The following is a 22,613-nucleotide window of genomic DNA, read 5'->3' as shown; positions in this document are numbered from 1 at the left end:
ATCCGAAGGGTTATTCGGCGAGAGTGTTCGCGGCCGCCGTAATCGCCGACTCGACGAGCGCTTCGACCTCGGTGATCACTCGGGCAAGCTCCCCCGGGCCCGACCGCAGGTCGCCAATCATGTCGTCGACACCCCGCAACCCCGCCCGCTCCAACAACCGCTTTTCGTTCGTCACCCACTCCCCCTGCCCCGCCAGCACCGCGTGCCCGGCCTGCATCGCGGCCGTTGCGATGGCGCCCGCGACCTCTGTACGGCGACCGTTCGGGGCGTGGTTGGTCTTGGCGTAGGTGAGGGTCACGCGGGCGGTGTCGTGCCAGCGGTTGCGGGCCGTGTTGCGAAGTTTGGCCGGGTAGGCGGCAGGGCGGGGCAGTGTGCCGCGGAGTACCTGGTTGACAGCCAGCTCGGCGACCACCAAGTAGCTGGAGATTCCAGCGAGGTGAAAGAGGAGGGGCTCGACATGGAAGCGGCCCTCCTCCGCCTCCGCCAACTCGTGTTCGACCACGTCGAGGTCGCGGTAGTGGACATCGACGCGGCGGCCGTCGATCGTCAGCCACGCGCCGCCGTTGAAGACGCCGCCGCCCCAGCCGCCGATCTCGGAGACTTCGCCCTCCCAGCCGATGGCGCGGAGGGCGGCGGGGCTGAAGTCGCCGCGGTAGTAGACGGCCAGGTCCCAGTCGCTGTCAGGGGTGTGGGTGCCCTGGGCTCGGGAGCCGCCGAGGGCCACCGCCTGGACCGCCGGGAGGGCGGCCAGGCGGTCGGCGACGGTGTTGAGGAAGGTGGGGTCGTTCATGGCGGTCACTCCGGGGCCCTTATCAGTGCGGTCGCTCGATGCTTCACTCCACAGAGGCGCGTCACGCGCGGGGCGGGGGCTCCCCGATCGTCAGGTCGCCGACCGTGTGTGCCTGGACGGCGGTGCCGTGCCGCACGCCGCCGCTGATGGTGTTGTGGACGGTGCCCGGCGCGGAGGCGGCGGACGGCTGGGTCAACTCGTCCAGCAGGGCGCGGAGTTCGGCGGCCGCCTCCGGGTCGTCGCGCAGCGTGCGCCGGAGACGGGTGCGCCAGGACGCCTGTACGTCGGCCGCGGCCTCCTCGTCCTCGGCGTCCCGCGCGGCGACGAGATCGGCCCGGGATTCCTCCAACTCGCCCTGGACAGCCTCCTCGTCCCTCCCCGTGAGAAGAAGGCGACGACGCGATCCCGTACGTTCCCTCACCCGTCGGTCACCATCTGCTGCACGAGCGCCGTCGCCCCCGCCGCCAGCGCCGTCAACTCCGTGTCCATCGAACCCCCTTCGTCACGGTTACGGGGATCTACGTTAGCCGGAGGGACCGACAACGCTCGGACGCGTTCCCTCGCCGTACGCAAAGCGAGGCGGGCGCTCCCGCCGGAACGCCCGCCTGTACGCCCGCGCCGCCCGGCGAACGTAGTGCGTTGTTGCGTACTGCTATCGCCTACGGGAAGGACGCCCCGCGTTCACCGCTAGCCCGCCACCGCATCCCGCAGCGCCGCGAGCTCCCCGTACATGACCGCGCCCGGGCACTCCGTCGCCATCCAGTCGCGGTGGCCGCTGATTTCGGGGACGTCTCTCGTGGTGCCGTTGATCGGGTTCGTGTACGTGACCTGGGCCTTGGGGTCGACTCCGTGGAAGCGGGTCAGGACACGGACCAGGCGGGTGAGGGCCGTGCGGGCGGCGTCGGTCGGGCCCTGGTCCACCAGGGTGCCGAGGAGGGCTATGCCGAGGTTGCCCGAGTTGAAGCCGGCCGCGTGGAAGGCGGTCACGAGCTTGCTGTCCGCGTCATGGGCCGGGATGCCGTCGTCGCCCGAATAACGGCCTTCGTAGATGGTGCCCGCCTCGTCGATGAGGAAGTGGTAGCCGATGTCGCCCCAGTCGTTGGTGATCGCGTGGAGCTGGTAGATCGCGCGCACCGTGGCGGCCGGGTCCGGGTCGTCGTTGACCGTGGCGGTGTGGTGGACCGTGAGGGTCTGGAACGGGTAGTACGCGGTCGGCGTGTTCTCCGTACCGTCCTCCTTGAAGCGCAGTGACTCGTCCGCGCCCCAGGCGGCGCGCGACAGGTAGGCGACGCCGCGCACCCGGGTCGTGTCCGTCGGCACGGCCACCTTGCGCGTCGGCCCCTGCGTGGTGTCGATGGCCAGGGAGCGCAGGCCGGTGGCGCCGTCCGGGGCCTTCAGCTCGTAACCGGAAGCCTTGTCGACGGAGATGAGCAGCCCGCCGCCGTTGCTGTCCGAACAGCCGCTGGCGCTCAGGGACTTCCAGGCTCCCGTGCCGCCATCGGCGTCGGTCAGCCGGATGCCGCCGCCCGCGGCCTCGCGGGTGCCGGCCCAGCGCAGGCCCACGTAGCCGATGGGGAAGGCCGCCTCGACGGGCGCCTCACCCGTGGCCTCCTTGGCGCGGGTCTTGGGGAAGGCCTCGGCGGTCGTACCGGCCGTACTGCCGTTCGTGCCGGATTCGGCGTCGGTGGTGTCCGAACCGGCCGAGTCCGAGCTGGTGTTCGCCATCACGACGGGGGTGAGCGCGGCGCCTGCCGCGACCGCGCCCGCGGCACCGATCAGGCCGCGCCGCGTGACACGGGACCGGGCGCGGTGTGAGGGGTTGGTGGGGGTGGAGGGGGGAACAGTCATGGGGGTTCCTTTAGGTGTTCCAGGGTCGTTCCTGACGGCCTCGGGCACACGAGGCCCGCACTCCAGCCGTCCTTGAAGACTCAAGGGAGCATAGGGGTCCGAGCCAACGGGCCTGTTCGCACCCCCCGTTAAAGTCACCGGATGCACATCTCCCCCTCCTCTCCCGCCCGTCTCGTCCGCGAATTCCACCTGGCGTTCGGACTCGACACCCGTACGACGCCGACCGAGGTATCCCCGGAACTCGCCGCCCACCGCGGCGAGTTGCTGGCCGAGGAGGCCGCCGAGGTGGCAGAGGTGTCCGTCGCCGGTCCGCTGGACCGGCTGGCGCACGAGTTGGCGGACGTCGTCTATGTCGCGTACGGCACCGCGCTCGTGCACGGCATCGATCTCGACGCGGTGATAGCCGAGATCCACCGCGCCAACATGACGAAGCTGGGGCCCGACGGGCAAGTCAGCCGCCGGTCCGACGGCAAGGTCCTCAAGGGGGACCACTACCGGGCACCGGACGTGTCGGACGTGCTGCGACGTCAGGGCTGGGAGGGGCGGGAGGGGTAGTCGGCGGCTCTTTCGATATGCCTCGATTCGTCGTCCGACCTGCGGATTCTCCTGATTGTCAGTGGCGTGCGTTACCAATTGATGTGTCACGCAGCGTCACAACGGGGGAGGTAGTGATGACGACACAGGGTGCGCCCGAACCACAGGAAGGCCGTGCGGCGGAGCCCGCTCGTACGCGTGCCTCGGGGACCGGGCTACGGGCTCGAGGGGATGAAATGCCCAGCCGCGCCCGGAAGTTGGCCACAAGACATCCCGCTCGGCGATTGACACGTACACGCAACGCTCGGGAAGGCGCCGCTTTCTACGGTCGGCGGGCGAGCGCTGATCGTCGAGCCGAGGCCGGGCATCGCCGGCCGGCCGCGGGCGTCGATGCGCTCGGTGGCGGGGAGGCGCCGCCGGACCCCGGACGTCCTGGAGGACAGTCCCGGAGAATAATTCGGGTGCGGCTCCGCGGCCGGGGCCACATCATCGGCAGGTTGTCCCTCGACACCCGCCGGTCCACGGGAGGCCACCCATGCTGAAGCGCGTCACCGTTCCCACGCTCTTCGCACCGCCCACCTACTCCCATGCCTCAGTCGTCGAGGCGGGCACGCGCCTCGCGTTCCTCGCCGGGTCCGTCCCTCTCGACGCCGAAGGAAAGCTCGTCGGCGCGGGCGACCCGGCACGGCAGGCCGAGCAGGTGATCGCCAACCTGGGTGAGCAACTCCGGGCGGTCGGGAGCGACTTGGCGCATGTGGCGTACACCGACGTGTATGTGGTGAGCAGCGACCCCGCCGTGCTCTCCGAGGTCTGGGACGTCGTGGAGGCCTCCGGACTCAGCACCGGCCCTCACTCGTCCACGCTCCTCGGCGTCACCTGCCTCGGTTACACCGGCCAGCTGGTGGAGATCACGGCGACGGCCGTGGTCCCGGAGCCCGGCTCCGGCTCCGGCTCCGGCTCCGGCTCCGGCCTAGAGTCGGCCCCATGCTGATCGAGCACCGCGGGCAGCGGCCCGTCGTCCCCGTCTCCGCGTACGTCGCCCCGACGGCCGTCCTCTGCGGCGCCGTCACCCTCGGTGAGCGCGCCCGTGTGCTGCACGGCGCCGTGCTCACCGCGGAGGACGGGGAGGTACGGACCGGCGCGGACGTCGTCGTCATGGAGAACGCCCTGGTACGGGGCCGACGTCGGCACCCCGCGCTCATCGGGAACGCCGTACTCATCGGCCCGCACACCCACATCAACGGAGCCCGTATCGAGGACGAGGTGTTCGTGGCCACCGGAGCCGCCGTCTTCCCCGGAGCCGTCGCGGGCGCCGGTTCGGAGCTGCGGATCAACAGCGTGCTGCACGCCAACTCGATCCTGCCGCCCGGCACGGTGGTCCCTATCGGATGGATCGCCGCCGGAACGCCGGAAGCCCGGCTCTTCGCGCCCGGCCAGCACGACGAACTATGGGAGGTACAAAGGGAGTTGGACTTTCCGGGCACGGTGTACGGCGTGCCCCGCGGTACGCCCATGCGGGAGATCATGGCCCGGCAGTCGAACCACTTCGGCGCTCACCTCAACGACCGCCTCATCGATGAGCGCATCGCCGATAACCGCCTCACCGATGACCGCACAGGTGATCACCGCACACTTGACGACCATCCCTCCGACGATGGCCCGTTGACCGGCTGAATTCCTTTGTCGTGCGAGGCCGAGCCCGTTCAGCCGCGGGCATTCCGGGCCAGCTCCAGCGCGTACGCCGGCCACCACTGGCCGGCGTCCGGTCCGCCCCGGCAGGTGCCGTCGGACTCGCCCGGTCGCTTGATCCACAGATAGGCGTCGAGCGGTGAGGTGCCGGTCTGAACGGTGGGCGGGGTGCCGAGGGCCCGGCCGGGCGGGTTGCACCAGGATTCGTCGTCCCTGGGGTCGATACCTGTTGGCGTACTCGTAGCCGCACCCGCACCCGGATGGGGACCATTGCCATTGCGGCTGCTGTCGATCACGAAGTGTTTGCCGCCGAGGGCTTCGGACAACTGGTTCCCGTACGCCGAACTGACCGCGTCTGTCTGGAAGTTGGAGACGTTGAGCGCGAAGCCGTCGGCGAGGGCGGTGCCCGCCTGCTTCAACGGCTCGACCAGCCGTGAGGTGTCCGGGTGCCAGGCGGCGTTTCCGGCGTCGAGATAGACACGGGTACCCGGCTGCCGCTTGAACCGCTCCACGGCGTACGCCAGCAGCGCGTACCGCTCCTTGGCCACCACCTGTTCGCAGCCCGCCACCGCCTGCGCCACGGCGTCCGGTTCGACGATCACGTACGCGCCCCGGTCGCCGAGCCCCGCCGCGAACTCGTCGACCCACTGCCGGTAGCCCGCCGCGCTCGAGGCTCCGCCGCGCGAGTAGGAACCGCAGTCTCGGTGCGGGATGTAGTACGCGACAAGAACGGCGGTACGGCCCTCACGCGCGGCGGCGGTGGTGCGGGCCTGCACCACCGCCTGGGGCTCGGGGCCGTTCAGCCACTCGGCCTGGGGGCGGGTGGCGATCCGGTCCATGAGCAGGGCGTCGGCGGTCCGCCCCGTGCGACGCCACTCCGCGGCCTGCCGGGCGGCTGAGGACTGGGGGTTGATCCAGAGTTCGGGTACGGCGTGGCTCACGGCTCTCGGCTCCCCTCGCCCAGCCAAGCCGACGCCCGATGCACCCGCGGCACCCACTCCCCCACGCCCACTCGCACTCACGGACGCAGACGCGGACCCACCCACCCCAGAAACCTCCGAACCCTCGCCGCACGACACGAGCGCCAAAGCAGCGAGCGCGGAGGCAAGCACCCGGACACGAACAGGAACACGGACATGAACACAGGCACGAACACCAGCACCAACACAGGCGCCAACAGATACGGGCACGACCGACTCCGTTCCCGCCGCCGGAGGCAAGGGCGGCGACTCGTCCGCGAGGCGCCGCCTCACTCACCGGCCCGGCCCCTCTCCCCCGGAGTCTGCGGTCCCCCACACCCCACCGCCCCGCCCGCCGCCGCAGACGCACGCAGAATCACCCCGACGGAGGCCGCCGACCGACGCACGAGGACCCCAGCCACCCAGGGCACCAGCCACCCAGGCACTAGCCACTCAGACACTCAGACACTCAGCAGACACTCAAAGCACCTGAGGCCCGTCACCAAGTCCCGGCAACCCGCGCAACCCGGATGGTCCCCAAGTCCGCCTCTTCGCCAACGGCTTCGCATAACTCCCCGCCCGGCTCGTCGTCAGCCCGAGCGACACCAGTGACTCGGCCAGCTTGACCGCCGCCGCGACCCCGTCGACGACCGGCAGACCCAGCTTGTTCCCCACCGCGCGCACCACCCGCCCCAGCCCGGTCATCCCGGCGCAGCCGAGTACGAGCACCTCGGCCCCGGCGTCCCGCGCCCGTTCTGCGGCGGCGACGAAGGCCGCCTCCGTACGCTCCGATTCGCCGAGGTCGAGGACGCCGAGCCCCGTGCCCACGACGGCGGCGCAGTTCTGGGCCACCCCGGCCGCGTACAGGCTGTCCTCGATCTGTCCGCGCGAGCGTTCCAGCGTGGTGACGACGCCGTACCGGCGTCCGAGCAGGCATGCCAGGTGAGCGGCGGCCTCGGTGATGTCGACGACGGGTACGTCCACGAGTTCCCGTACGCCCTCGCGCCCGTGCTCCCCGAAACCGGCCATGACGACGGCGTCGTACGGGCCCTGGTACGTCCGCAGGGTGTCGAGGACGGCTGCCGCCGAAAGGTAGCTGTCGAGCCAGCCCTCCGCGGACTCGGGCCCCCACGCGGGGGTGAGCCCGGTCACGGTGGTGCCCGGGCCTGCGGCGGCCCGGGCACCTCGCACGATTTCCTCGGTCATCTCCTGCGTCGTATTGCAGTTGGTGACGACGATCCGCACGCTCAGCCCTCCACCGGAGCCGGAGCCGACTCGGCGGTCGCGGCGGCGCGCTCGGAGCGGCACAGCAGCGCGTACAGTCCGGCGGCCAGCGCCGTACCGATGAACCACGAGTACGGGGCCACGTCACTGAAGTCCTTCACCAGCGCCAGTACCGCCGCGACCCCCGCCGCGGGCAGGAATGCCCACAGTGCCTTGGGGTTGACGCCCTTGCGGTAGTAGTAGCGCGATCCCGGCTCGGCCTTGAAGAGCTCGTCGACGTCGATGCGGCCGCGCTTGACCCAGAAGTAGTCGAGCATGATCACGCCGAACAGCGGGCCGAGGAAGGCGCCGAGGCCACCGAGGAAGTAGTTGACGACGGTGGGGTTGGAGAAGAGGTTCCAGGGGGTCACGAGCAGCGCGGCGACCGTGCTGATCATGCCGCCGATCTTGAAGGTGATCTTCTGCGGCCAGACGTTGGCCAGGTCGTACGCGGGCGAGACGAAGTTGGCGACGATGTTGACGCCCATGGTGGCGATGGCGAAGGTGAGCGCGCCCAGCACCAGGACCCAGGTGTTGCCGACCTTGGCTACGAGCAGCGCCGGGTCGGTGATGGCCTCGCCGAACACCTCGATGGAACCGGCCGTGACGATGACCGACACGATCACGAAGGCGGTCGAGTTGATGGGCAGGCCCCAGAAGTTGCCGCGCTTGACGGTCTTGTAGCTGGGCGCGAAGCGCGAGAAGTCGCAGAAGTTGAGCATCAGCGTGCCGTACGTGGCGAGGATCAGTCCGATCGCGCCGAACCACTGCCGCCACTGCTCACCCACGGAGACCGGGTTCGGGGTGGAGGTGAGCGAGATGGTCCAGCCGGCCTTGGCGAGGATCCAGATGGCAAGGGCGATCATCACGAGCCAGATCGCCGGGCCGCAGAAGTCCTGGAACTTCCGTACGGATTCCATGCCCTGGCTGATGATCAGCGCCTGGACCAGCCACAGCGAAAGGAACGACACCCAGCCGAGCGCGTCGAGGCCGACGAACGAGTGGTGCGTCCAGGACTCCAGCCCCGGCCAGGCCGCGAGCAGCATGATGTTGACGGCGACGGACGCCAGATAGGTCTGGATGCCGTACCACATGATGGCGATGACGGCCCTGATGAGGGCCGGGATGTTGGCTCCCCAGACACCGAAGCTGATGCGGCTGACGACGGGGAAGGGCACGCCGTGGCGCTGTCCGATCTTGCCCATCCAGTTCATGCCGACGTAGATGATCACGAAGCCGACGAGCAGGGACGTGAAGATCTGCCAGACGTTCATGCCGAGGACCAGCAGGCCGGCGGCGAACGTGTAGTTGCCCAGGTTGTGGACGTCGGACATCCACATGGCGAAGAGGTCGAAGACCTTCCAGTTGCGCTTGCCCGCGGGCGCGAGATCTTCGTTGGTGAGCCGTGGGTCCGGGACGAACGCTGGTGTGCCGGTGGCTTCGGCGGGATCGGCGAGGGACACGGGGCCTCCATGAGCGAGGGGACGGGGAGGACGGGGGATGGATGGGGGATGGCAGGGGACGACTATCGAAGTTTTGGTATACCAAACTTCGGTCATAGTCCCGCTGCCGACGACATCTGGCTATGTCCGTGCCGTTACGGATCGGTAAAACAGTCCCGGGTTAAAACAGTCCCGGGTTCGGCGAGGATGGACCCATGACAACGGTGGAACCGCTGGGGGCGGTACGTGAGCGGGTCCTCGCCTCGCTGCGGCAGGAGATCATCGCGGGGCGGCTGCGGCCCGGCGACCGGCTGGTCGAGCGCGAGTTGGCCGACCGTTTCGGGGTCTCCCGGGTGCCGGTCCGGGAGGCGATCCGGGCGCTGGTCGCCGAGGGCTTCGTCCACTTCGAGACGCCGCGCCGCACGGTCGTACGCCGCCTCACACCGACCGACGTCGCGGAGCTCTTCGAGCTGCGCGAGGCCTTGGAGGTCTACGCCGCCGGGCTCGCCGCCGCACGGGCGACACCGCAGGACCTGGCGGAGGTGGAGGAACTCCTCGACCGTGCGGCCATCGCGACCCGGGCCGGGGACGCGGAGGCGATCACCGATATCAACAGCCGCCTCCACGACCGCATCGTGGCGATGGCGGGCAACAGTCTGCTGATCGCCGCCCTGGAACCGGTCGCCGGCCGCCTGCGCTGGATGACCCGGCGGAACGAGGAATGGCCCCAACTCCTCGTGGAGCACCGCGAGTTGTACGAGGCGATCGCCTCCGGCGACCCGGCACGCGCCCGCGCCCACGCCCTCACCCACGTGCAGACCAACTACCGGTCGACGGTCCGGCACTTGTTCGGCGAAGCCGGCGGCGTTTCCAGCCACGGCTCCAGCAACGGCACTGGCGCCGGCGCCGGCACCGGCTCAGATGGAGAACAGTGACCGCCCGTGCGGCGGTCAGCGCCGCCCGGGCCGGCCCCCGCACGCTCGTCGTCTGCGGCGGCTGCGGCGGCTGCGGCTGCGGCTGCGGCTGCGGCTGCGGCAGACGACGAGCGCAGGCATCCTGGCTAGGACCACGACCGACAGCTTGACCGGCTGCGAGCGGCTCGAACCGGTTGCGAGCCGCGGCTCGACCGGGTGCAAACAGGGTCTCGACCCGCTGCGAGCCGCGGCCGAGGCCTCCGGCGGCCGCGTCGGGGTCGCACGAAGGACTGCCTCGGCCCGCTGTCGCGTGCATCCCCGCACACCGGGTACTCGAGCAGGCCACGCCCCTGTGGACACGTTGATCAGAGCACGTTGATCAGAGCACGTTGATCAAACCCTCTCCGAGAGGAGCCAACAGTGAGCAGCGAATCCGGCCGCAGGATCGTCGTCACCGGCGCCACCGGCAATGTGGGCACCAGTCTGGTACGTCTGCTCGGGGAGGATTCGGAGGTCGGCTCCGTCTTGGGCATCGCCCGCCGGATCCCCGACTGGTCAGCCGCCAAGACCGAGTGGTCCGCCGTGGACCTGACGTCCGAAGAGGCCGACCTGGTCAAGGAGTTCGAGGGCGCCGACGCCGTCGTCCATCTGGCGTGGGCGTTCCAGCCCACCCACGATCCGGCCGCGACATGGCGCACCAACGTACTCGGCAGCATCCGGGTGTTCGAGGCAGTGGCCGCCGCCAAAGTGCCCGTCCTGGTGCACGCCTCGTCCGTGGGTGCCTACTCGCCGGGACCCAAGGAACGCGCGGTGGACGAGTCATGGCCGACGCACGGCTGGCCGGACGCCGCGTACTGCCGTGAGAAGGCCTATCTGGAACGCGCTCTGGACTCCTTCGATCGTGAGCACCCCGGCACCCGAGTGGTGCGGATGAGGCCCGCCTTCCTGTTCAAGAAGGAGTCGGCGAGCGAGCAGCGGCGCATCTTCGGCGGACGCTTCCTGCCAGGGCCGCTGGCCCGCCCCGAGCTGCTGCCGTTCCTGCCGGACATCCCCGGTCTGCGCGTGCAGGCGCTGCACAGCGACGACGCCGCGAACGCGTACCGACTGGCGGTGCACAACGATGTCCGTGGCGCGTTCAACCTCGCGGGCGAACCGCCGGTCGACGCGGAGGTGCTGGGCGAGCTCCTCGGGGCGCGGCCGGTGCGCTTGCCCCGCACGGCCGCGCGCTCGGCGATCGCCGCCGCCTGGGGGCTGCATCTGCTGCCCGCCTCGCCGCACCTCTTCGACGCGGTACTGAGGCTGCCGCTTATGGACTGCACACGAGCCCGCGCGGAGCTGGGCTGGCGGCCCGAGCGGACCTCGGTCGAGGTACTGGAGGAGTTCCTGCACGGACTCCAGCGCGGGGCCGGCGCGGAGACGGAGCCGCTTCAGGGCCGCAAAGTGGGCTGACCCGCCCGACGCGATCGCTGTACGGGAAACCGCCGCGATCGCGGTGCGGAAAGCCGACGCGGCAGGCCTCGGTCTGCCCTGTTCCCCCTGTCGGACGCCCCCTCCAGACGCGCTCGCCGGACGCCTACCGGGCCGCGTACCTGTCAGTGGCCGCCACCAGCGCGTCCACGACTCCCGACGCCCCGGCGTTGTGGCCCACATCGTCGACGACGACCAACTCGCTCCCGGGCCAGGCGTGGTGAAGGCGCCAGACCGTGCCGAGGAGGTTGCCGAAGTCGAGGCTGCCCTGGACGAGGGTGCCGGGGATGTCCTTGAGGAGCGGGGCGTCACGGAGGACAACGGCCTGGTCGCCGCTGTCCCCACCGCCACCGCCACCGCCATCGCTGTCGCCATCGCAGCCGCCGCCGTCGCCGTCGCCCAGGAAGTGGTCGTTTCCGAAGTAATGGGTGACGGTGCGGGCGAAGGCCAGCCGGAACACCGGGTCCTCGTAACGCTCCACCGACCGCGGCGGCGCGGGAATGGTCGCCGTCTCCCAGTCGGTCCATGCCCGCGCGGCGCGGGCGCGCGTCTCGGCATCGGGCGACTCGATCAGCCGGTTGTACGCCGCCGCCAGGTCACCGTCACGCTCATCCTCGGGGACCAGCTCCAGGAACCGCTCGAAGGCCTCGGGAAAGATCTTCCCCAACCCGCGGGTCAACAGCGCCACTTCACCGGAGGAGCCGGTGGCCACGCCCACGAGCACCAGCTCCGACACCGCCTCCGGATGCGTCTGCGCGTACCTCAGCCCCAGCACGGACCCCCACGAGACACCCCACACAAGCCACCGCTCGATGCCCAACTCCCGCCGCAGTAGTTCCAGATCGCCGATCAGGTGCGCCGTCGTGTTGACACTCATGTCCGTCCCGTACGCGCTCGCGTGCGGCGTCGACCGTCCGCAGCCACGCTGATCGAGCACGACGATGCGGTACGCGGCCGGGTCGAAGTAGCGCGCTGAGTCGGAATTGCAGCCCGATCCGGGCCCACCGTGCAGCACCACCGCGGGCTTGCCGTGCGGATTCCCGCACACCTCCCAGTACACGCCGTTGCCGTCACCGACGTCGAGCATGCCGTGGTCATACGGTTCGATCTGCGGATATAGGCCCATCGCGCGACCCTAACCGGCGTACGGGCCGGTCGTCAGCCCCGCCGACCGCGCGGCCGTACGCAGCACATGGCGCAGCATCTCGGGGGTGAGCCGCCCGGTGAAGGTGTTGCGCTGGCTGACGTGGAAGCATCCGAAGAGCTCCAGCGGCCGCCTGTCCGGGGCATCCAGCGTGACCCGCGCCCCGTGCGCGAAGGCCGGCCGGGGCCGGGGCACCGTCCACCCTGCCCCGGCGAACGCGGGCAGCGCGGCCTGCCACCCGAAGGCCCCGAGCACGACGACCGCGCGAAGCGTGGGCCCGAGCAGCTTCAGCTCACTCACCAGCCAGGGCCGACAGGTGTCCCGCTCTTCGGGGGTCGGCTTGTTTGCGGGCGGTGCGCAGTGCACGGGCGAGGTGACGCGTACGCCGTACAGGGTCAGCCCGTCGTCGGCGCTCACGGACGTGGGCTGCGAGGCCAGCCCGACGTCATGCAGCGCCTCGTACAGCACGTCCCCGGAGCGGTCCCCCGTGAACATCCGCCCCGTCCGGTTCCCTCCGTGCGCCGCGGGCGCGAGCCCGACCACCAGCAGAGAGGCGTCGGGCGGCCCGAAGCCCGGCACCGGGCGGCCCCAGTACGTCCAGTCCGCGAAGGCGGCCCGTTTCGTCCGGGCCACCTCCTCCCGCCACTCCACCAACCGCGGACAGGCCCGGCATCCGGCGATCCGCTCGTCCAGCACGTCCAGCTCGCCCAGGCTGCTCTCCCGCTCCATGCCACCACGGTATGCCCGGGTGAGGACGGGCCCGAGGCAATGGAAAAGGGTTCCGACTGCCGATGGCCCGAGGACTAAGGTCGAAGCATGGCTTCAGGGACTCAGAGCAACGGGGCGAAGGGCGTGCCCCACGGCGACGGGCCGGGCCCCGCGGGTGACTCGACAGGTGCACGCGGCAGGGTCGGTACGCGCGGCACAGCCGGTACGCACGGCGCCTCGGATGCGCGGAACGCCGACAGCGGGACCGGCCCCGGCGACGGAACCGGCAGGGACAGCCGGACCGGCACAGGCACCGGGACGGCCACAGGCACCGGGACGGCGACAGACACCCGGACCGGCACGGACGGCTCCGCCGACGCCGTGGCCGTCGCGAAGGCGGCCGCGCCCTCGGCCGGCGAGACCGTCCGCGTCGACAGCTGGATCTGGTCCGTACGTCTTGTGAAGACCCGCTCCATGGGCGCCACCGCCTGCCGTGGAGGCCACGTCCGTGTGAACGGCGAACGCGTCAAGCCCGCGCACGCCGTCCGCGTCGGCGACGAGGTCCGGCTCCGGCACGCCGGCCGGGAACGGGTCGTCGTCGTCAAACGAGTGATCCGCAAACGCGTCGGCCCCCCGGTCGCCGCCGAGTGCTACATCGACAACAGCCCACCGCCTCCGCCCCGCGAGGCCATCGCCCCGGCAGGCATCCGCGACCGCGGCGCAGGCCGCCCAACCAAGCGCGACCGCCGCGATATGGAACGCCTACGGGGCCTGAGCACGCCTGACGGCGACCCCGGCGCACCCTGACCCAGCCCTGCTTTCCAATCCAGCGTGTCTGACGCGGACACCGGGCGGTGCCCTCCAGAGGCTTAAGAAGCCTCCGCTTTCCGTCTGTGGGCCGGGCGCCCTTTGACTGGTGCGCAAAGGGTGGCGGGTACGCAAGGTGCGCACCGATCCGCGCCCCGCTGGAACTGACGCACGCCGCCGGCGTTCAGCACAGCCTCGACCACCGGCACGCGCACCTACACACGGCACACCCGGCGCACGGCCGCCCGATCTCGGCGCAGAACTCCCCTCGGGTACGAGCCCCACCCGGCCATCCAGCTCGCGCCGAAGACACCCGGTGTGTGCCCGCCCGGTCCCTGGGCCCACGCCTCTCTTCAGCACGGGCCCGGCCCCACCCCTGCTGCCCCTCCCACACGCCGGGACGGGCAGCGCACGGCATCCGGCCAGGGCGTCGGGTGCCCTCCGGACGCCGCGCGTCAAGCCATGCACTCAGGACCGCCGTCGTACGAGCCTCAGCAGTTCCGCGTTGTGCCCGCGCCGAGCCCAGGCGATCAGCGCTAGCGGCATTATGAGGATGAGCGGGGTCGCCGCGTACTCCCCGTCGAAGACGGTGACCTGCGCGATGAACGCCCCCACCATCAGCGCGCTCAGCGACACCGCCGCCACGGACGACAGCACCGGAATCAACAGCGCTATCCCACCGGCCAGTTCGAGCAGACCTATGCTGTACATCCCCGCGCTGCCCCAGCCGAGCTCGTCGAAGGACTCGACGGCCGACGATTGCGCAATCAGCTTGGGCAGTGCGCTCGCGATCACGTAGAACAGGGCGAGCAGCACCTGCAGGCCACGCAGGCCGAGGCGGGCACGACGACCACGGGCGGTCGCGGACTCGGCGACGACGGTGCCGGAGGTGACGGAAACGGTGGTCTCGGACATGAGGATCTCCTGTGTGAAGCGGTTCACGGTGCTGTCACAGAGGTAGACCGCCTCGACGTCCGAAACTCATCGCCCCCCATGGAACTCCCCCACTCCCCAAAGTCCCCATCCCCCCACGCGAATTCACCACCTACCCGAGCAAACCCACCCCCGGACCGAAGCTCACGCCCTCACAGGCACCGCCCGCACCCACACCCGGTCCTCCGTCAGATACCGGTCGACCCGCAGCCCCGCCTCCCCCAACACCCCCTCGAACTCCTCCTCCGTGAGCGGCCGGGCGAGGAACGTATGCGTCCACGTCGCATCCGGAAAGACATACTCCGCCCGTACCGAGTTCACCCCGTCCCCCACCGGTTCCGATGACAACATTCGCAACGTGAACCCACGCGGATCAACCGTCCCTCCGGTCGGTGGGACCCCTAGCTCGCTTCGCTCACGCGGCAGATTCGTGTGGTAGTCCGCGCCCTCGCGCTGAATCAACACGCACCCGCCGTCCGTGACATGGCTCCGGCACACCGCGAGCATCCCGCGCCGCACCTCGACGTCCCCGTTGTGTACGAGGAACGACGCGAGCATCACCACGTCGAACTTCTCTTCCAGGTCGAGCGTTTCGACGGGGCTGCAGATCGTGTGCGCCCCGCGCACTCGCTCCAGCATTTCGACCGACTCGTCCACGGCCGTCACCGTGAAGCCCCGCTCCAGGAGCGGATGGGTCATCCGCCCCACACCACAGCCGAGTTCGAGAATGTGCGCCCCCGCCGGCACGGCCGCAGTGATGATGTCCGGCTCGTCCCCGATGGGCAGCCGCGCGTACAACTCGACCGCACAGCCGTCCGGCGTGATCGCGCCAGGCCCTGTCCCCTCGTATCCCTCACGCATCTCGATCGTCATACCAGCCCAACGGCCCGCGCCAGCCGCCCCGTTCCCACTCCCGCCCGCACCACCCGTCCGAGTGACAGCTCAAGCCGGCCACCACGCACCGCCCGAGCCAGTCACAGTGAAAGTCAGCGACAGCGCACGCTCGTTGCAATCCAAGTCAACGACAGCGCACGTCAGTTACAGCGCGAACCAGCCATGGCCTCCGTACCAGCGACCGCCCGCCCGCAGGTGATCACCGACCGCCCGCTCCATCCTGGTGCGCCGCGGCAACGCCTCCACCGGCAGCTCCGGGTCCCCGAAGACGAAGCCGACGGGGCTCTTGTCGTCCGCCTTGGTCTCCTCGTACGCGAGCTGAAACCGCTCCTGGAAACGGACGATGTTGGAGTCCGCCGGCAGGTACCGCTTCAGCTGGGGGTCGAGCAGCCAGGAGTGGCAAACGGCCACCTCGTAGCGCTCGTCGGGGTAGTGGCGGGCGAAGAACTCCCGCGCCAGGTCCAGCGACTGGTCGCATGCCTCGGGTGACAGGGGCCCTCGGAAGTCGGTGACGTGCAGGCTCATGCAGAGCTCGCCGGGGCCCGTGTCGAGGCCCGCGGTCGCGGCCGCCTGCCCCATGCGCCCGCCGAGCCGTGCTCGCTGAAATTGCAGCCGCCCCAGCTGGTACAGCTCCCCGTGGAAGTGCAGGGCGATCCACCACGGCACCAGCAGCCCGGACGTGCCGAACCGCCGCCGGTGCACGGCCATGTGCCGCCCCAGGTCGGCGAGGGTGCGCCGGGTCACGGCCTCCGGAATGCCCCGTTCCCGGTGGTAGACGCGCACGTACGGCAGCGCGGCGACGAAGACGAACACATGAAACGTGCGGCCCAGCGCGCCTGTGGACTCCGGGAAGACCGGCGGCTCCCACCCCTTGCCGATCTCCCCCATGTCACGTACGAACCGCCCGACGCACCGCCGTAGCAATGTCATAGCCTCCGGGTCCGCCGCCAACTGCGCGCGCAGTGCGACGAGTTCATTGACGAACTCGTGCGGAACGGACAGGTCGAGCAATACGTCCGGCAGCGCGACCTCGTCCGGAAGCACACCGCCCTGCGACCGCGGCTCACCAGCGCCTGAGCCGGCACCCGAACCCGCGCCTGAGCCCGCGCCCGGGCCCCCGCTCTCGTCCTCGCTCTCCAGATCCCGCAGCCATCCGGCGAGCCTCTCGTCCGCCCGCAACGCTTCCAGCAGCACAGCCGCTCCCCGTTCGTCCGCCCTTGGTGAACGTGCACCACGAAGAGTACTTTTGCCCGTAGGAGTAGTGATCGCGATGCGTACGGGCAGTGAACCGACGACTGCGCGCAGTGCGCTGCGTGCGCGCTTCTGGCTCAGTGTGTGGGGGATGGTCTGGGCGATCGCGGGGACTGCGGCGTTCGCCCTCGTCGGGCGGCCCGGCTGGGCGATCGCCTGCGGGGTGCTGTGGCTGATCGTCACCGTCGATCTGACGATGATCCTCAAGCACATCCGCCAGGGGCCCCACTACCAGCCAGGACCCGATATACCGCCGTACCGGCCACCGGAGCGCCGCGTGTAGTGCCGCGCTCCGCACCGGCTCCGGTTCAGGAGTCGAACCGCGCCGCGGCCAGATACTCCGGCTGCGGATCCAGCGCCGCCGCGAGCCGGAAGTGACGTATGGCCTGGTCGGGCCGGCCGGAGCGCTCGTAGGTGCGGGCGAGCGCGAAGTGCGCGAACGCGTTGTCCGGCTCGCGCTCCAGCACGATCGTGAACTCCAGCTCGGCGGGCCGCAGTTGGGCGGCGGCGAAGAAGGCACGCGCACGCAGCAGCCGCGCGGCCGTGTTCTCCGGGTGCGCGGCGATTACTCGGTCGAGCAGCTTCACCGCACCCCGCGGATCCCGCGCGGCCAGCAACTGCTCGGCGGCGCGGAAGTCGATGACATGCGTCTCCGGAGTACGTCCGGCGAATCCGCTGGTCTCGGGCACGGCAGAGTCCTTCCCTCACTGCAAGGAATCAACGCCCCTGAGGGGGTCACTATTCCAAGGTCCCGTGCGCCCGGCGTACAAGGTCCGCCCACACGTCCCGGACCCGCCGCTCCAGCGCTTCGAGCGGTACGTCGTTGTCGATGACGATGTCCGCGATCTCCAGGCGCTTCTCGCGTGTGGCCTGGGCGGCCATGCGGGCGCGGGCGTCCTCCTCGGTCATGCCGCGCAGCCGTACGAGCCGGTCGAGCTGGGTCTCGGGGCGAGCGTCGACCACGATCACGAGGTCGTACAGCCGCGCGAGGCCGTTCTCGGCGAGCAGGGGGACGTCGTGCACGACCACGGAGTCCTCCGAGGCGGCTTCTTCGAGCTCGCGGGAACGGGCACCTACCAGGGGGTGCACGATCGAGTTCAGCACGGCGAGCTTCTCCGCGTCCGCGAAGACGATAGAGCCGAGCTTCGGCCGGTCCAGGCTGCCGTCTTCGGCGAGCACGTCCTCGCCGAAGGCGTCAACGATCGCCGCCAGCCCTGGAGTCCCCGGCGCGACGACCTCCCGCGCGATCCTGTCGGCGTCGATCAGCACGGCGCCGCAGTCCACGAGCAGCCGCGACACCTCGCTCTTGCCGACGCCGATCCCGCCGGTCAGGCCCACCTTCAGCATGACCGCAAGCTTAGGGCCCGCCACTGACAACGCCCCGGCAGGGCTCCGGCGGACCCGTCACAGCCGCGACAACATCTACGCGTCGCCCTCCCGTTCGGCCAGGAACCGCTCGAACTCGAGCCCGATCTCGTCCGCCGACGGGATGTCCACCGGCTCGGCGAGCATGTTGCCCCTGGACTCGGCACCCGCGGCGGCGTCGTACTGGTGCTCGAGTCCCTGTACGAGCGCGACGAGTTCCTCGTCGCCCTCCTGGATCTGCCGGTCGATCTCGGTCTGGGTACGGTGCGCCTCGGTGCGCAGGGAGTGCGCGATCCCGGGCAGGACCAGGCCGGTCGCGGCGGTGATCGACTCCAGGACGGTCAGCGCGGCGTCCGGGTACGGAGAGCGCGCGATGTAGTGCGGCACGTGCGCGGCGACACCCAGGACATCGTGTCCGGCCTGCATGAGGCGGTACTCGACGAGCGACTCGGCGCTGCCGGGGACCTGGGCCTCATCGAAGGGGCTGCGGTGGCCGGGAACGAGATCGTTGCGATTGCCGTGCGGGGTGAGCCCCACGGGACGTGTGTGCGGGATGCCCATGGGGATGCCGTGGAAACTCACGGACAGGCGGACGCCCAGCCGCTCCACGATCTGCTGTACGGCCGCCGCGAAACGCTCCCACTCGACATCCGGCTCAGGACCGGACAGCAGCAGGAAGGGTGCCCCGGTGGCGTCCTGGACGAGCCGTACGTCCAGCGTCGGCTCCTCGTAGTCGTCCCAACGGTCCCGCTTGAACGTCAGCAGCGGCCGCCTGGCCCGGTAGTCCACGAGCCGGTCGTGGTCGAAGCGGGCCACGACCTGGTGGGGCAGCGAGTCGAGCAGCCGGTCGACGATCTGGTCGCCGGTCTCTCCCGCGTCGATGTATCCGTCGAAGTGGTAGAGCATGACAAGGCCGGCCGATTCCTGGGCGAGCGCCATGTCGACGACAGCCAGGCCCTTCGGCTCCCATGCGTACAAACCCTGCGGATCAAGCACAGTGACCGCTCCTCCTCGTGTTCGTACTGCACAACGTGGCGCGGAGCGCGGGCATTCCCCGCCGGCGCTCCTTCACCATGCTCTTACCGACTTCTCAGGTGCCGACTTCTCGGCCTCTACGAGGAGAGCATGCTCGCGTTACGCCGACAGCACGCGCGCGTGGAGCGCGGTGACCGCCTTGCGAGCGGACGTGAACGAGCCGTGCTGCCGGGCGTCTGTGTAGCTCAGCCAGTCGCCCGCGAAGTAGACACCCGGTGGGCTCGTTGAGCGGCTTGTAGCGGGCGTGGGCGGGCCGCCGGGGCATCCGTGCCAGGCCCGCCTCCAGGTGGGGCGTCCGGCGCCAGTGGTGGGAGAACGATTGCCGGGTTGGTGCGCGGCGGCGAGGCCTACGAGGCCTACGACGACCACCTTGGCGGCGCCGCGCCCGGTGAACGTGGAGTCGCTCGGCTTTAGACACGGAAGAGCTGTTCACTCTGGGCGGCGTGGGCGGTGGGGCGGTGGGGCGAGGCCGTGAGCCCCCATGGTGGCGAACATCGCGCCCGCGAACTGGTGAGACCCACATTGCGCACGAGCGAACGCCTCATCGCACCAGGACCGCTCTGAGGTTGTGCCATCTCCGGGCCCCCTGCTCGATCTTGAACAACCGGGGAAGCCTCCCAATGGTCCGTCGCGACCCGTCAGTTACCCGTGCATCCGCCACGTTTCTGCAACCGCAGACGTTCAGCGCACTGAATACCCATCGATCGGTATGGCGGACTGGCCGCGGGCGCCCCAAGGCCGGGACAGTCGCGCTCTACGACAACGCACCGCGGGCCCGCACCCAGATGGGTGCGGGCCCGCGGTTATCAGCCGGCTACTGCCTAGCGGTGAGCAATCAGCTCTGGCCGCCGGCGAGCTTCTCGCGGAGGGCAGCCAGGGCCTCGTCCGACGCCAGGGCGCCGGAGTTGTCGTCCGACTCCGAGGAGTACGAACCGCCGCCGCCACCGCCACCGGAGGCGGCCGGAGCCGCACCCGGGGTCGCCGTGCCCTCGGCCTCGGCCTGCGCGTCGGCCTCGCGGGACTTGATGACCTGCGCCTGGTGCTGCTCGAAGCGCGTCTGCGCCTCGGCGTACTGGCGCTCCCACTCCTCGCGCTGCTTCTCGTAACCCTCGAGCCAGTCGTTGGTCTCGGGGTCGAAGCCCTCGGGGTAGATGTAGTTGCCCTGGTCGTCGTACGACGCGGCCATGCCGTACAGCGTCGGGTCGAACTCGACCGAGGCCGGGTCGGCACCGAAGGACTCGTTGGCCTGCTTCAGCGAGAGGCTGATGCGACGGCGCTCGAGGTCGATGTCGATGACCTTGACGAAGATCTCGTCGTTGACCTGGACAACCTGCTCCGGGATCTCCACGTGGCGCTCGGCCAGCTCGGAGATGTGCACCAGACCCTCGATGCCCTCGTCCACGCGGACGAACGCACCGAACGGAACCAGCTTCGTGACCTTTCCGGGCACGACCTGACCGATCTGGTGGGTGCGGGCGAACTGCTGCCACGGGTCTTCCTGGGTCGCCTTCAGCGACAGGGAGACGCGCTCGCGGTCCATGTCGACGTCGAGGACCTCGACGGTGACTTCCTGGCCGACCTCGACAACCTCGGAGGGGTGGTCGATGTGCTTCCAGGACAGCTCGGAGACGTGGACCAGACCGTCGACGCCACCCAGGTCCACGAAGGCACCGAAGTTGACGATCGAGGAGACGACGCCGGAACGGACCTGACCCTTCTGCAGGGTCGTGAGGAACGTCTGGCGGACCTCGGACTGGGTCTGCTCCAGCCAGGCACGGCGGGACAGGACCACGTTGTTGCGGTTCTTGTCCAGCTCGATGATCTTCGCCTCGAGCTCCTTGCCCACGTACGGCTGGAGGTCGCGAACGCGGCGCATCTCGACGAGGGAGGCCGGCAGGAAGCCACGGAGGCCGATGTCGAGGATGAGTCCACCCTTGACGACCTCGATGACGGTACCGGTGACGATGCCGTCTTCTTCCTTGATCTTCTCGATCGTGCCCCAGGCCCGCTCGTACTGAGCGCGCTTCTTGGACAGGATCAGACGGCCTTCCTTGTCCTCCTTCTGGAGGACCAGGGCCTCGATCTCATCGCCCACGGCGACGACCTCGTTGGGGTCGACGTCGTGCTTGATGGAGAGTTCGCGGCTCGGGATGACGCCTTCGGTCTTGTAACCGATGTCGAGCAGGACCTCGTCCCGGTCGACCTTCACGATGACGCCGTCGACGATGTCGCCGTCGTTGAAGTACTTGATCGTCTCGTCGATCGCGGCGAGGAAGGCTTCCTCGTTACCGATGTCGTTGACCGCAACCTGCGGGGTGGTGGCGGTGGTCTCGGTGCTGCTCGTCATGTGGGAAAGGGCTCCGGTACGGACAGTGAGTCGTAGGTACTGCTTACGCCGGGAGCCCGTTTCGCTCTGCAGAAGGCCGGACAGCCAAGGAAGCGCCGAATCCGGGTCGTGTTTGTAACAAACACTTCGGTGGCGCCTCGACAACCGAGGGGTCATACATACAGATGCGAGCGCAGCCTGCTACGTCTGAGGAGCGCAGGCCCGCAGCGCAACTTGTAGCATACGGGGGCAGCCGGACAGGGTCAATGCGCGAAGGCGCACACCCGGGGCGGAACGCCGCATACCCGGCACAAACCCTGTCGCATGAGGCCACGCGGGCCTTGGAGAGCCCCTTCTGTGACACCGCCGCGACGGGTTGGACGGAAGAGCCCGCAGATTGAAGCCCGCAGATTAATACGAGGGAGCCGATCATCCAAGAGCACGAAGCGTCCGAACCCGAGGCGACCCGACGCGACGCGGGGGTCATCGAGACTTCTCGCGCCAGTCGCGGCTGGTGGGACCGGAACGCGGACGACTACCAGGTGGAGCACGGCACGTTCCTCGGCGACGACCGCTTCGTGTGGGGTCCCGAGGGACTCGACGAGGTGGAGGCCGAGCTGCTCGGGCCGCCGGAGGAGCTGGCGGGCAAGGACGTACTGGAGATCGGCGCGGGAGCCGCCCAGTGCTCGCGCTGGCTGGCCGGCCAAGGGGCCCGTCCGGTCGCCCTGGACCTCTCGCACCGCCAGCTCCAGCACGCTCTGCGGATCGGCTCCAAGGGCGTCGGACTCGTGGAGGCGGACGCCGGGGCGCTGCCCTTCGCGGACGGCTCGTTCGACCTGGCGTGCTCCGCGTACGGGGCACTGCCGTTCGTCGCGGATCCGGTGAAGGTCCTCCGGGAGGTGCGCCGTGTGCTGCGGCCCGGCGGCCGGTTCGTCTTCTCCGTCACGCACCCGATCCGCTGGGCCTTCCCCGACGAGCCCGGTCCCGAGGGGCTGAGCGTGGCCGCCTCGTACTTCGACCGCACGCCGTACGTCGAGCAGGACGAGGCGGGCCGTGCGGTGTACGTCGAGCATCACAGGACGGTCGGCGACCGCGTCCGGGACGTGGTGGCGGGAGGCTTCCGGCTGATCGACCTCGTCGAGCCCGAGTGGCCCGCCTGGAACAGCCAGGAGTGGGGCGGCTGGTCTCCCCTTCGGGGAAACCTGATCCCGGGGACGGCGATCTTCGTATGCGTACGAGACTGA

The 22,613-nt window shown here is 69.9% G+C and carries 22 protein-coding genes and 1 pseudogene; 8 read left to right on the top strand and 15 right to left on the bottom strand.

What is annotated here, in order from left to right:
• Positions 1–10 precede the first annotated feature (10 nt).
• The 3 genes from ACTWQR_RS01060 to ACTWQR_RS01050 form a co-directional block, all read right to left on the bottom strand.
• The gene (locus ACTWQR_RS01060; RefSeq protein WP_443224909.1) at positions 11–790 is read right to left on the bottom strand and encodes a nucleotidyltransferase domain-containing protein; all 780 of its coding nucleotides are present in this window, start codon (positions 788–790) and stop codon (positions 11–13) included.
• Between the two features lie 61 nt (positions 791–851).
• Positions 852–1,211, bottom strand: coding sequence for a hypothetical protein (locus ACTWQR_RS01055; protein WP_443224908.1), 360 nt, complete (start codon positions 1,209–1,211; stop codon positions 852–854).
• A 266-nt stretch (positions 1,212–1,477) separates the two neighbouring features.
• The gene (locus ACTWQR_RS01050; RefSeq protein WP_443224907.1) at positions 1,478–2,638 is read right to left on the bottom strand and encodes a peptidoglycan recognition protein family protein; all 1,161 of its coding nucleotides are present in this window, start codon (positions 2,636–2,638) and stop codon (positions 1,478–1,480) included.
• Between the two features lie 141 nt (positions 2,639–2,779).
• On the opposite strand from ACTWQR_RS01050, the gene ACTWQR_RS01045 reads away from it, so the two are divergent.
• The 3 genes from ACTWQR_RS01045 (at position 2,780) to ACTWQR_RS01035 (ending at position 4,846) form a co-directional block, all read left to right on the top strand.
• Positions 2,780–3,193, top strand: coding sequence for a MazG nucleotide pyrophosphohydrolase domain-containing protein (locus ACTWQR_RS01045; RefSeq protein WP_443224906.1), 414 nt, complete (start codon positions 2,780–2,782; stop codon positions 3,191–3,193).
• A gap of 514 nt (positions 3,194–3,707) precedes the next feature.
• Entirely contained in the window at positions 3,708–4,163 is a 456-nt protein-coding gene (locus ACTWQR_RS01040) for a RidA family protein (protein WP_443224905.1), read from the top strand.
• Positions 4,157–4,846 (top strand): gamma carbonic anhydrase family protein, encoded by a 690-nt coding sequence (locus tag ACTWQR_RS01035; protein ID WP_443224904.1) that lies wholly within the window; start codon positions 4,157–4,159, stop codon positions 4,844–4,846. The genes ACTWQR_RS01040 and ACTWQR_RS01035 overlap by 7 nt, the downstream gene beginning before the upstream one ends.
• Positions 4,847–4,875: 29 nt before the next feature.
• Here ACTWQR_RS01035 and ACTWQR_RS01030 read toward each other — a convergent pair whose 3' ends face one another.
• The 3 genes from ACTWQR_RS01030 to ACTWQR_RS01020 all read right to left on the bottom strand — a co-directional run bounded on the left by ACTWQR_RS01030 (position 4,876) and on the right by ACTWQR_RS01020 (position 8,546).
• A complete protein-coding gene (locus ACTWQR_RS01030) occupies positions 4,876–5,802 on the bottom strand; it encodes a glycoside hydrolase family 6 protein (RefSeq protein WP_443224903.1) in 927 nt (308 codons plus the stop codon).
• A gap of 498 nt (positions 5,803–6,300) precedes the next feature.
• Positions 6,301–7,065, bottom strand: a complete 765-nt coding sequence (locus tag ACTWQR_RS01025; RefSeq protein ID WP_443224902.1) for an aspartate/glutamate racemase family protein — start codon at positions 7,063–7,065, stop codon at positions 6,301–6,303.
• Between the two features lie 2 nt (positions 7,066–7,067).
• On the bottom strand, positions 7,068–8,546 hold the full coding sequence (locus ACTWQR_RS01020) for an NCS1 family nucleobase:cation symporter-1 (RefSeq protein ID WP_443224901.1): 1,479 nt from the start codon (positions 8,544–8,546) through the stop codon (positions 7,068–7,070).
• A gap of 194 nt (positions 8,547–8,740) precedes the next feature.
• Here ACTWQR_RS01020 and ACTWQR_RS01015 point away from each other — a divergent pair, with 194 nt between their 5' ends.
• Together ACTWQR_RS01015 and ACTWQR_RS01010 are read left to right on the top strand one after the other, a co-directional pair.
• Positions 8,741–9,460, top strand: a complete 720-nt coding sequence (locus ACTWQR_RS01015) for a GntR family transcriptional regulator (RefSeq protein WP_443224900.1) — start codon at positions 8,741–8,743, stop codon at positions 9,458–9,460.
• A 399-nt stretch (positions 9,461–9,859) separates the two neighbouring features.
• Positions 9,860–10,888, top strand: coding sequence for an SDR family oxidoreductase (locus tag ACTWQR_RS01010; protein ID WP_443224899.1), 1,029 nt, complete (start codon positions 9,860–9,862; stop codon positions 10,886–10,888).
• 124 nt (positions 10,889–11,012) lie between these two features.
• Here the strand turns inward: ACTWQR_RS01010 and ACTWQR_RS01005 are convergent, their stop codons facing one another.
• Positions 11,013–12,032 carry an alpha/beta fold hydrolase gene (locus tag ACTWQR_RS01005; protein WP_443224898.1) on the bottom strand — a complete coding sequence of 340 codons (1,020 nt, stop codon included), beginning with the start codon at positions 12,030–12,032 and terminating at the stop codon, positions 11,013–11,015.
• A 9-nt stretch (positions 12,033–12,041) separates the two neighbouring features.
• Positions 12,042–12,779, bottom strand: a complete 738-nt coding sequence (locus ACTWQR_RS01000; RefSeq protein WP_443224897.1) for a uracil-DNA glycosylase — start codon at positions 12,777–12,779, stop codon at positions 12,042–12,044.
• Between the two features lie 351 nt (positions 12,780–13,130).
• Here ACTWQR_RS01000 and ACTWQR_RS00995 point away from each other — a divergent pair.
• Positions 13,131–13,565 (top strand): annotated as a pseudogene (locus tag ACTWQR_RS00995) (RNA-binding S4 domain-containing protein); the annotation flags it as partial.
• Between the two features lie 468 nt (positions 13,566–14,033).
• On the opposite strand, the gene ACTWQR_RS00990 reads toward ACTWQR_RS00995, so the two are convergent.
• The 3 genes from ACTWQR_RS00990 to ACTWQR_RS00980 all read right to left on the bottom strand — a co-directional run bounded on the left by ACTWQR_RS00990 (position 14,034) and on the right by ACTWQR_RS00980 (position 16,436).
• Positions 14,034–14,480 (bottom strand): DoxX family protein, encoded by a 447-nt coding sequence (locus ACTWQR_RS00990; protein WP_443224896.1) that lies wholly within the window; start codon positions 14,478–14,480, stop codon positions 14,034–14,036.
• A gap of 162 nt (positions 14,481–14,642) precedes the next feature.
• Positions 14,643–15,359, bottom strand: coding sequence for a class I SAM-dependent methyltransferase (locus ACTWQR_RS00985; protein ID WP_443224895.1), 717 nt, complete (start codon positions 15,357–15,359; stop codon positions 14,643–14,645).
• A 177-nt stretch (positions 15,360–15,536) separates the two neighbouring features.
• The gene (locus tag ACTWQR_RS00980; protein WP_443225004.1) at positions 15,537–16,436 is read right to left on the bottom strand and encodes an acyltransferase domain-containing protein; all 900 of its coding nucleotides are present in this window, start codon (positions 16,434–16,436) and stop codon (positions 15,537–15,539) included.
• Positions 16,437–16,662: 226 nt separating this feature from the next.
• On the opposite strand from ACTWQR_RS00980, the gene ACTWQR_RS00975 reads away from it, so the two are divergent.
• On the top strand, positions 16,663–16,926 hold the full coding sequence (locus ACTWQR_RS00975) for a DUF6343 family protein (protein WP_443224894.1): 264 nt from the start codon (positions 16,663–16,665) through the stop codon (positions 16,924–16,926).
• A gap of 25 nt (positions 16,927–16,951) precedes the next feature.
• Here ACTWQR_RS00975 and ACTWQR_RS00970 read toward each other — a convergent pair whose 3' ends face one another.
• The 4 genes from ACTWQR_RS00970 to rpsA form a co-directional block, all read right to left on the bottom strand.
• On the bottom strand, positions 16,952–17,332 hold the full coding sequence (locus ACTWQR_RS00970) for a tetratricopeptide repeat protein (RefSeq protein WP_443224893.1): 381 nt from the start codon (positions 17,330–17,332) through the stop codon (positions 16,952–16,954).
• A 49-nt stretch (positions 17,333–17,381) separates the two neighbouring features.
• Positions 17,382–17,990, bottom strand: a complete 609-nt coding sequence (coaE, locus tag ACTWQR_RS00965; RefSeq protein ID WP_443224892.1) for a dephospho-CoA kinase — start codon at positions 17,988–17,990, stop codon at positions 17,382–17,384.
• A 75-nt stretch (positions 17,991–18,065) separates the two neighbouring features.
• On the bottom strand, positions 18,066–19,004 hold the full coding sequence (locus ACTWQR_RS00960; RefSeq protein ID WP_443224891.1) for a PAC2 family protein: 939 nt from the start codon (positions 19,002–19,004) through the stop codon (positions 18,066–18,068).
• An 874-nt stretch (positions 19,005–19,878) separates the two neighbouring features.
• On the bottom strand, positions 19,879–21,390 hold the full coding sequence (gene rpsA / locus ACTWQR_RS00955) for a 30S ribosomal protein S1 (RefSeq protein WP_443224890.1): 1,512 nt from the start codon (positions 21,388–21,390) through the stop codon (positions 19,879–19,881).
• Positions 21,391–21,779: 389 nt separating this feature from the next.
• Between rpsA and ACTWQR_RS00950 the strand changes: the two genes are divergently transcribed.
• Complete coding sequence (locus ACTWQR_RS00950; protein ID WP_443225003.1) at positions 21,780–22,613, top strand: class I SAM-dependent methyltransferase; 834 nt, start codon at positions 21,780–21,782, stop codon at positions 22,611–22,613.

The organism is Streptomyces sp. 2A115 (assembly GCF_052245575.1).
GTDB lineage: Bacteria > Actinomycetota > Actinomycetes > Streptomycetales > Streptomycetaceae > Streptomyces.
Note: the sequence above shows the minus strand (reverse complement) of the source record. Positions and strands in the feature narration are given on the sequence as shown.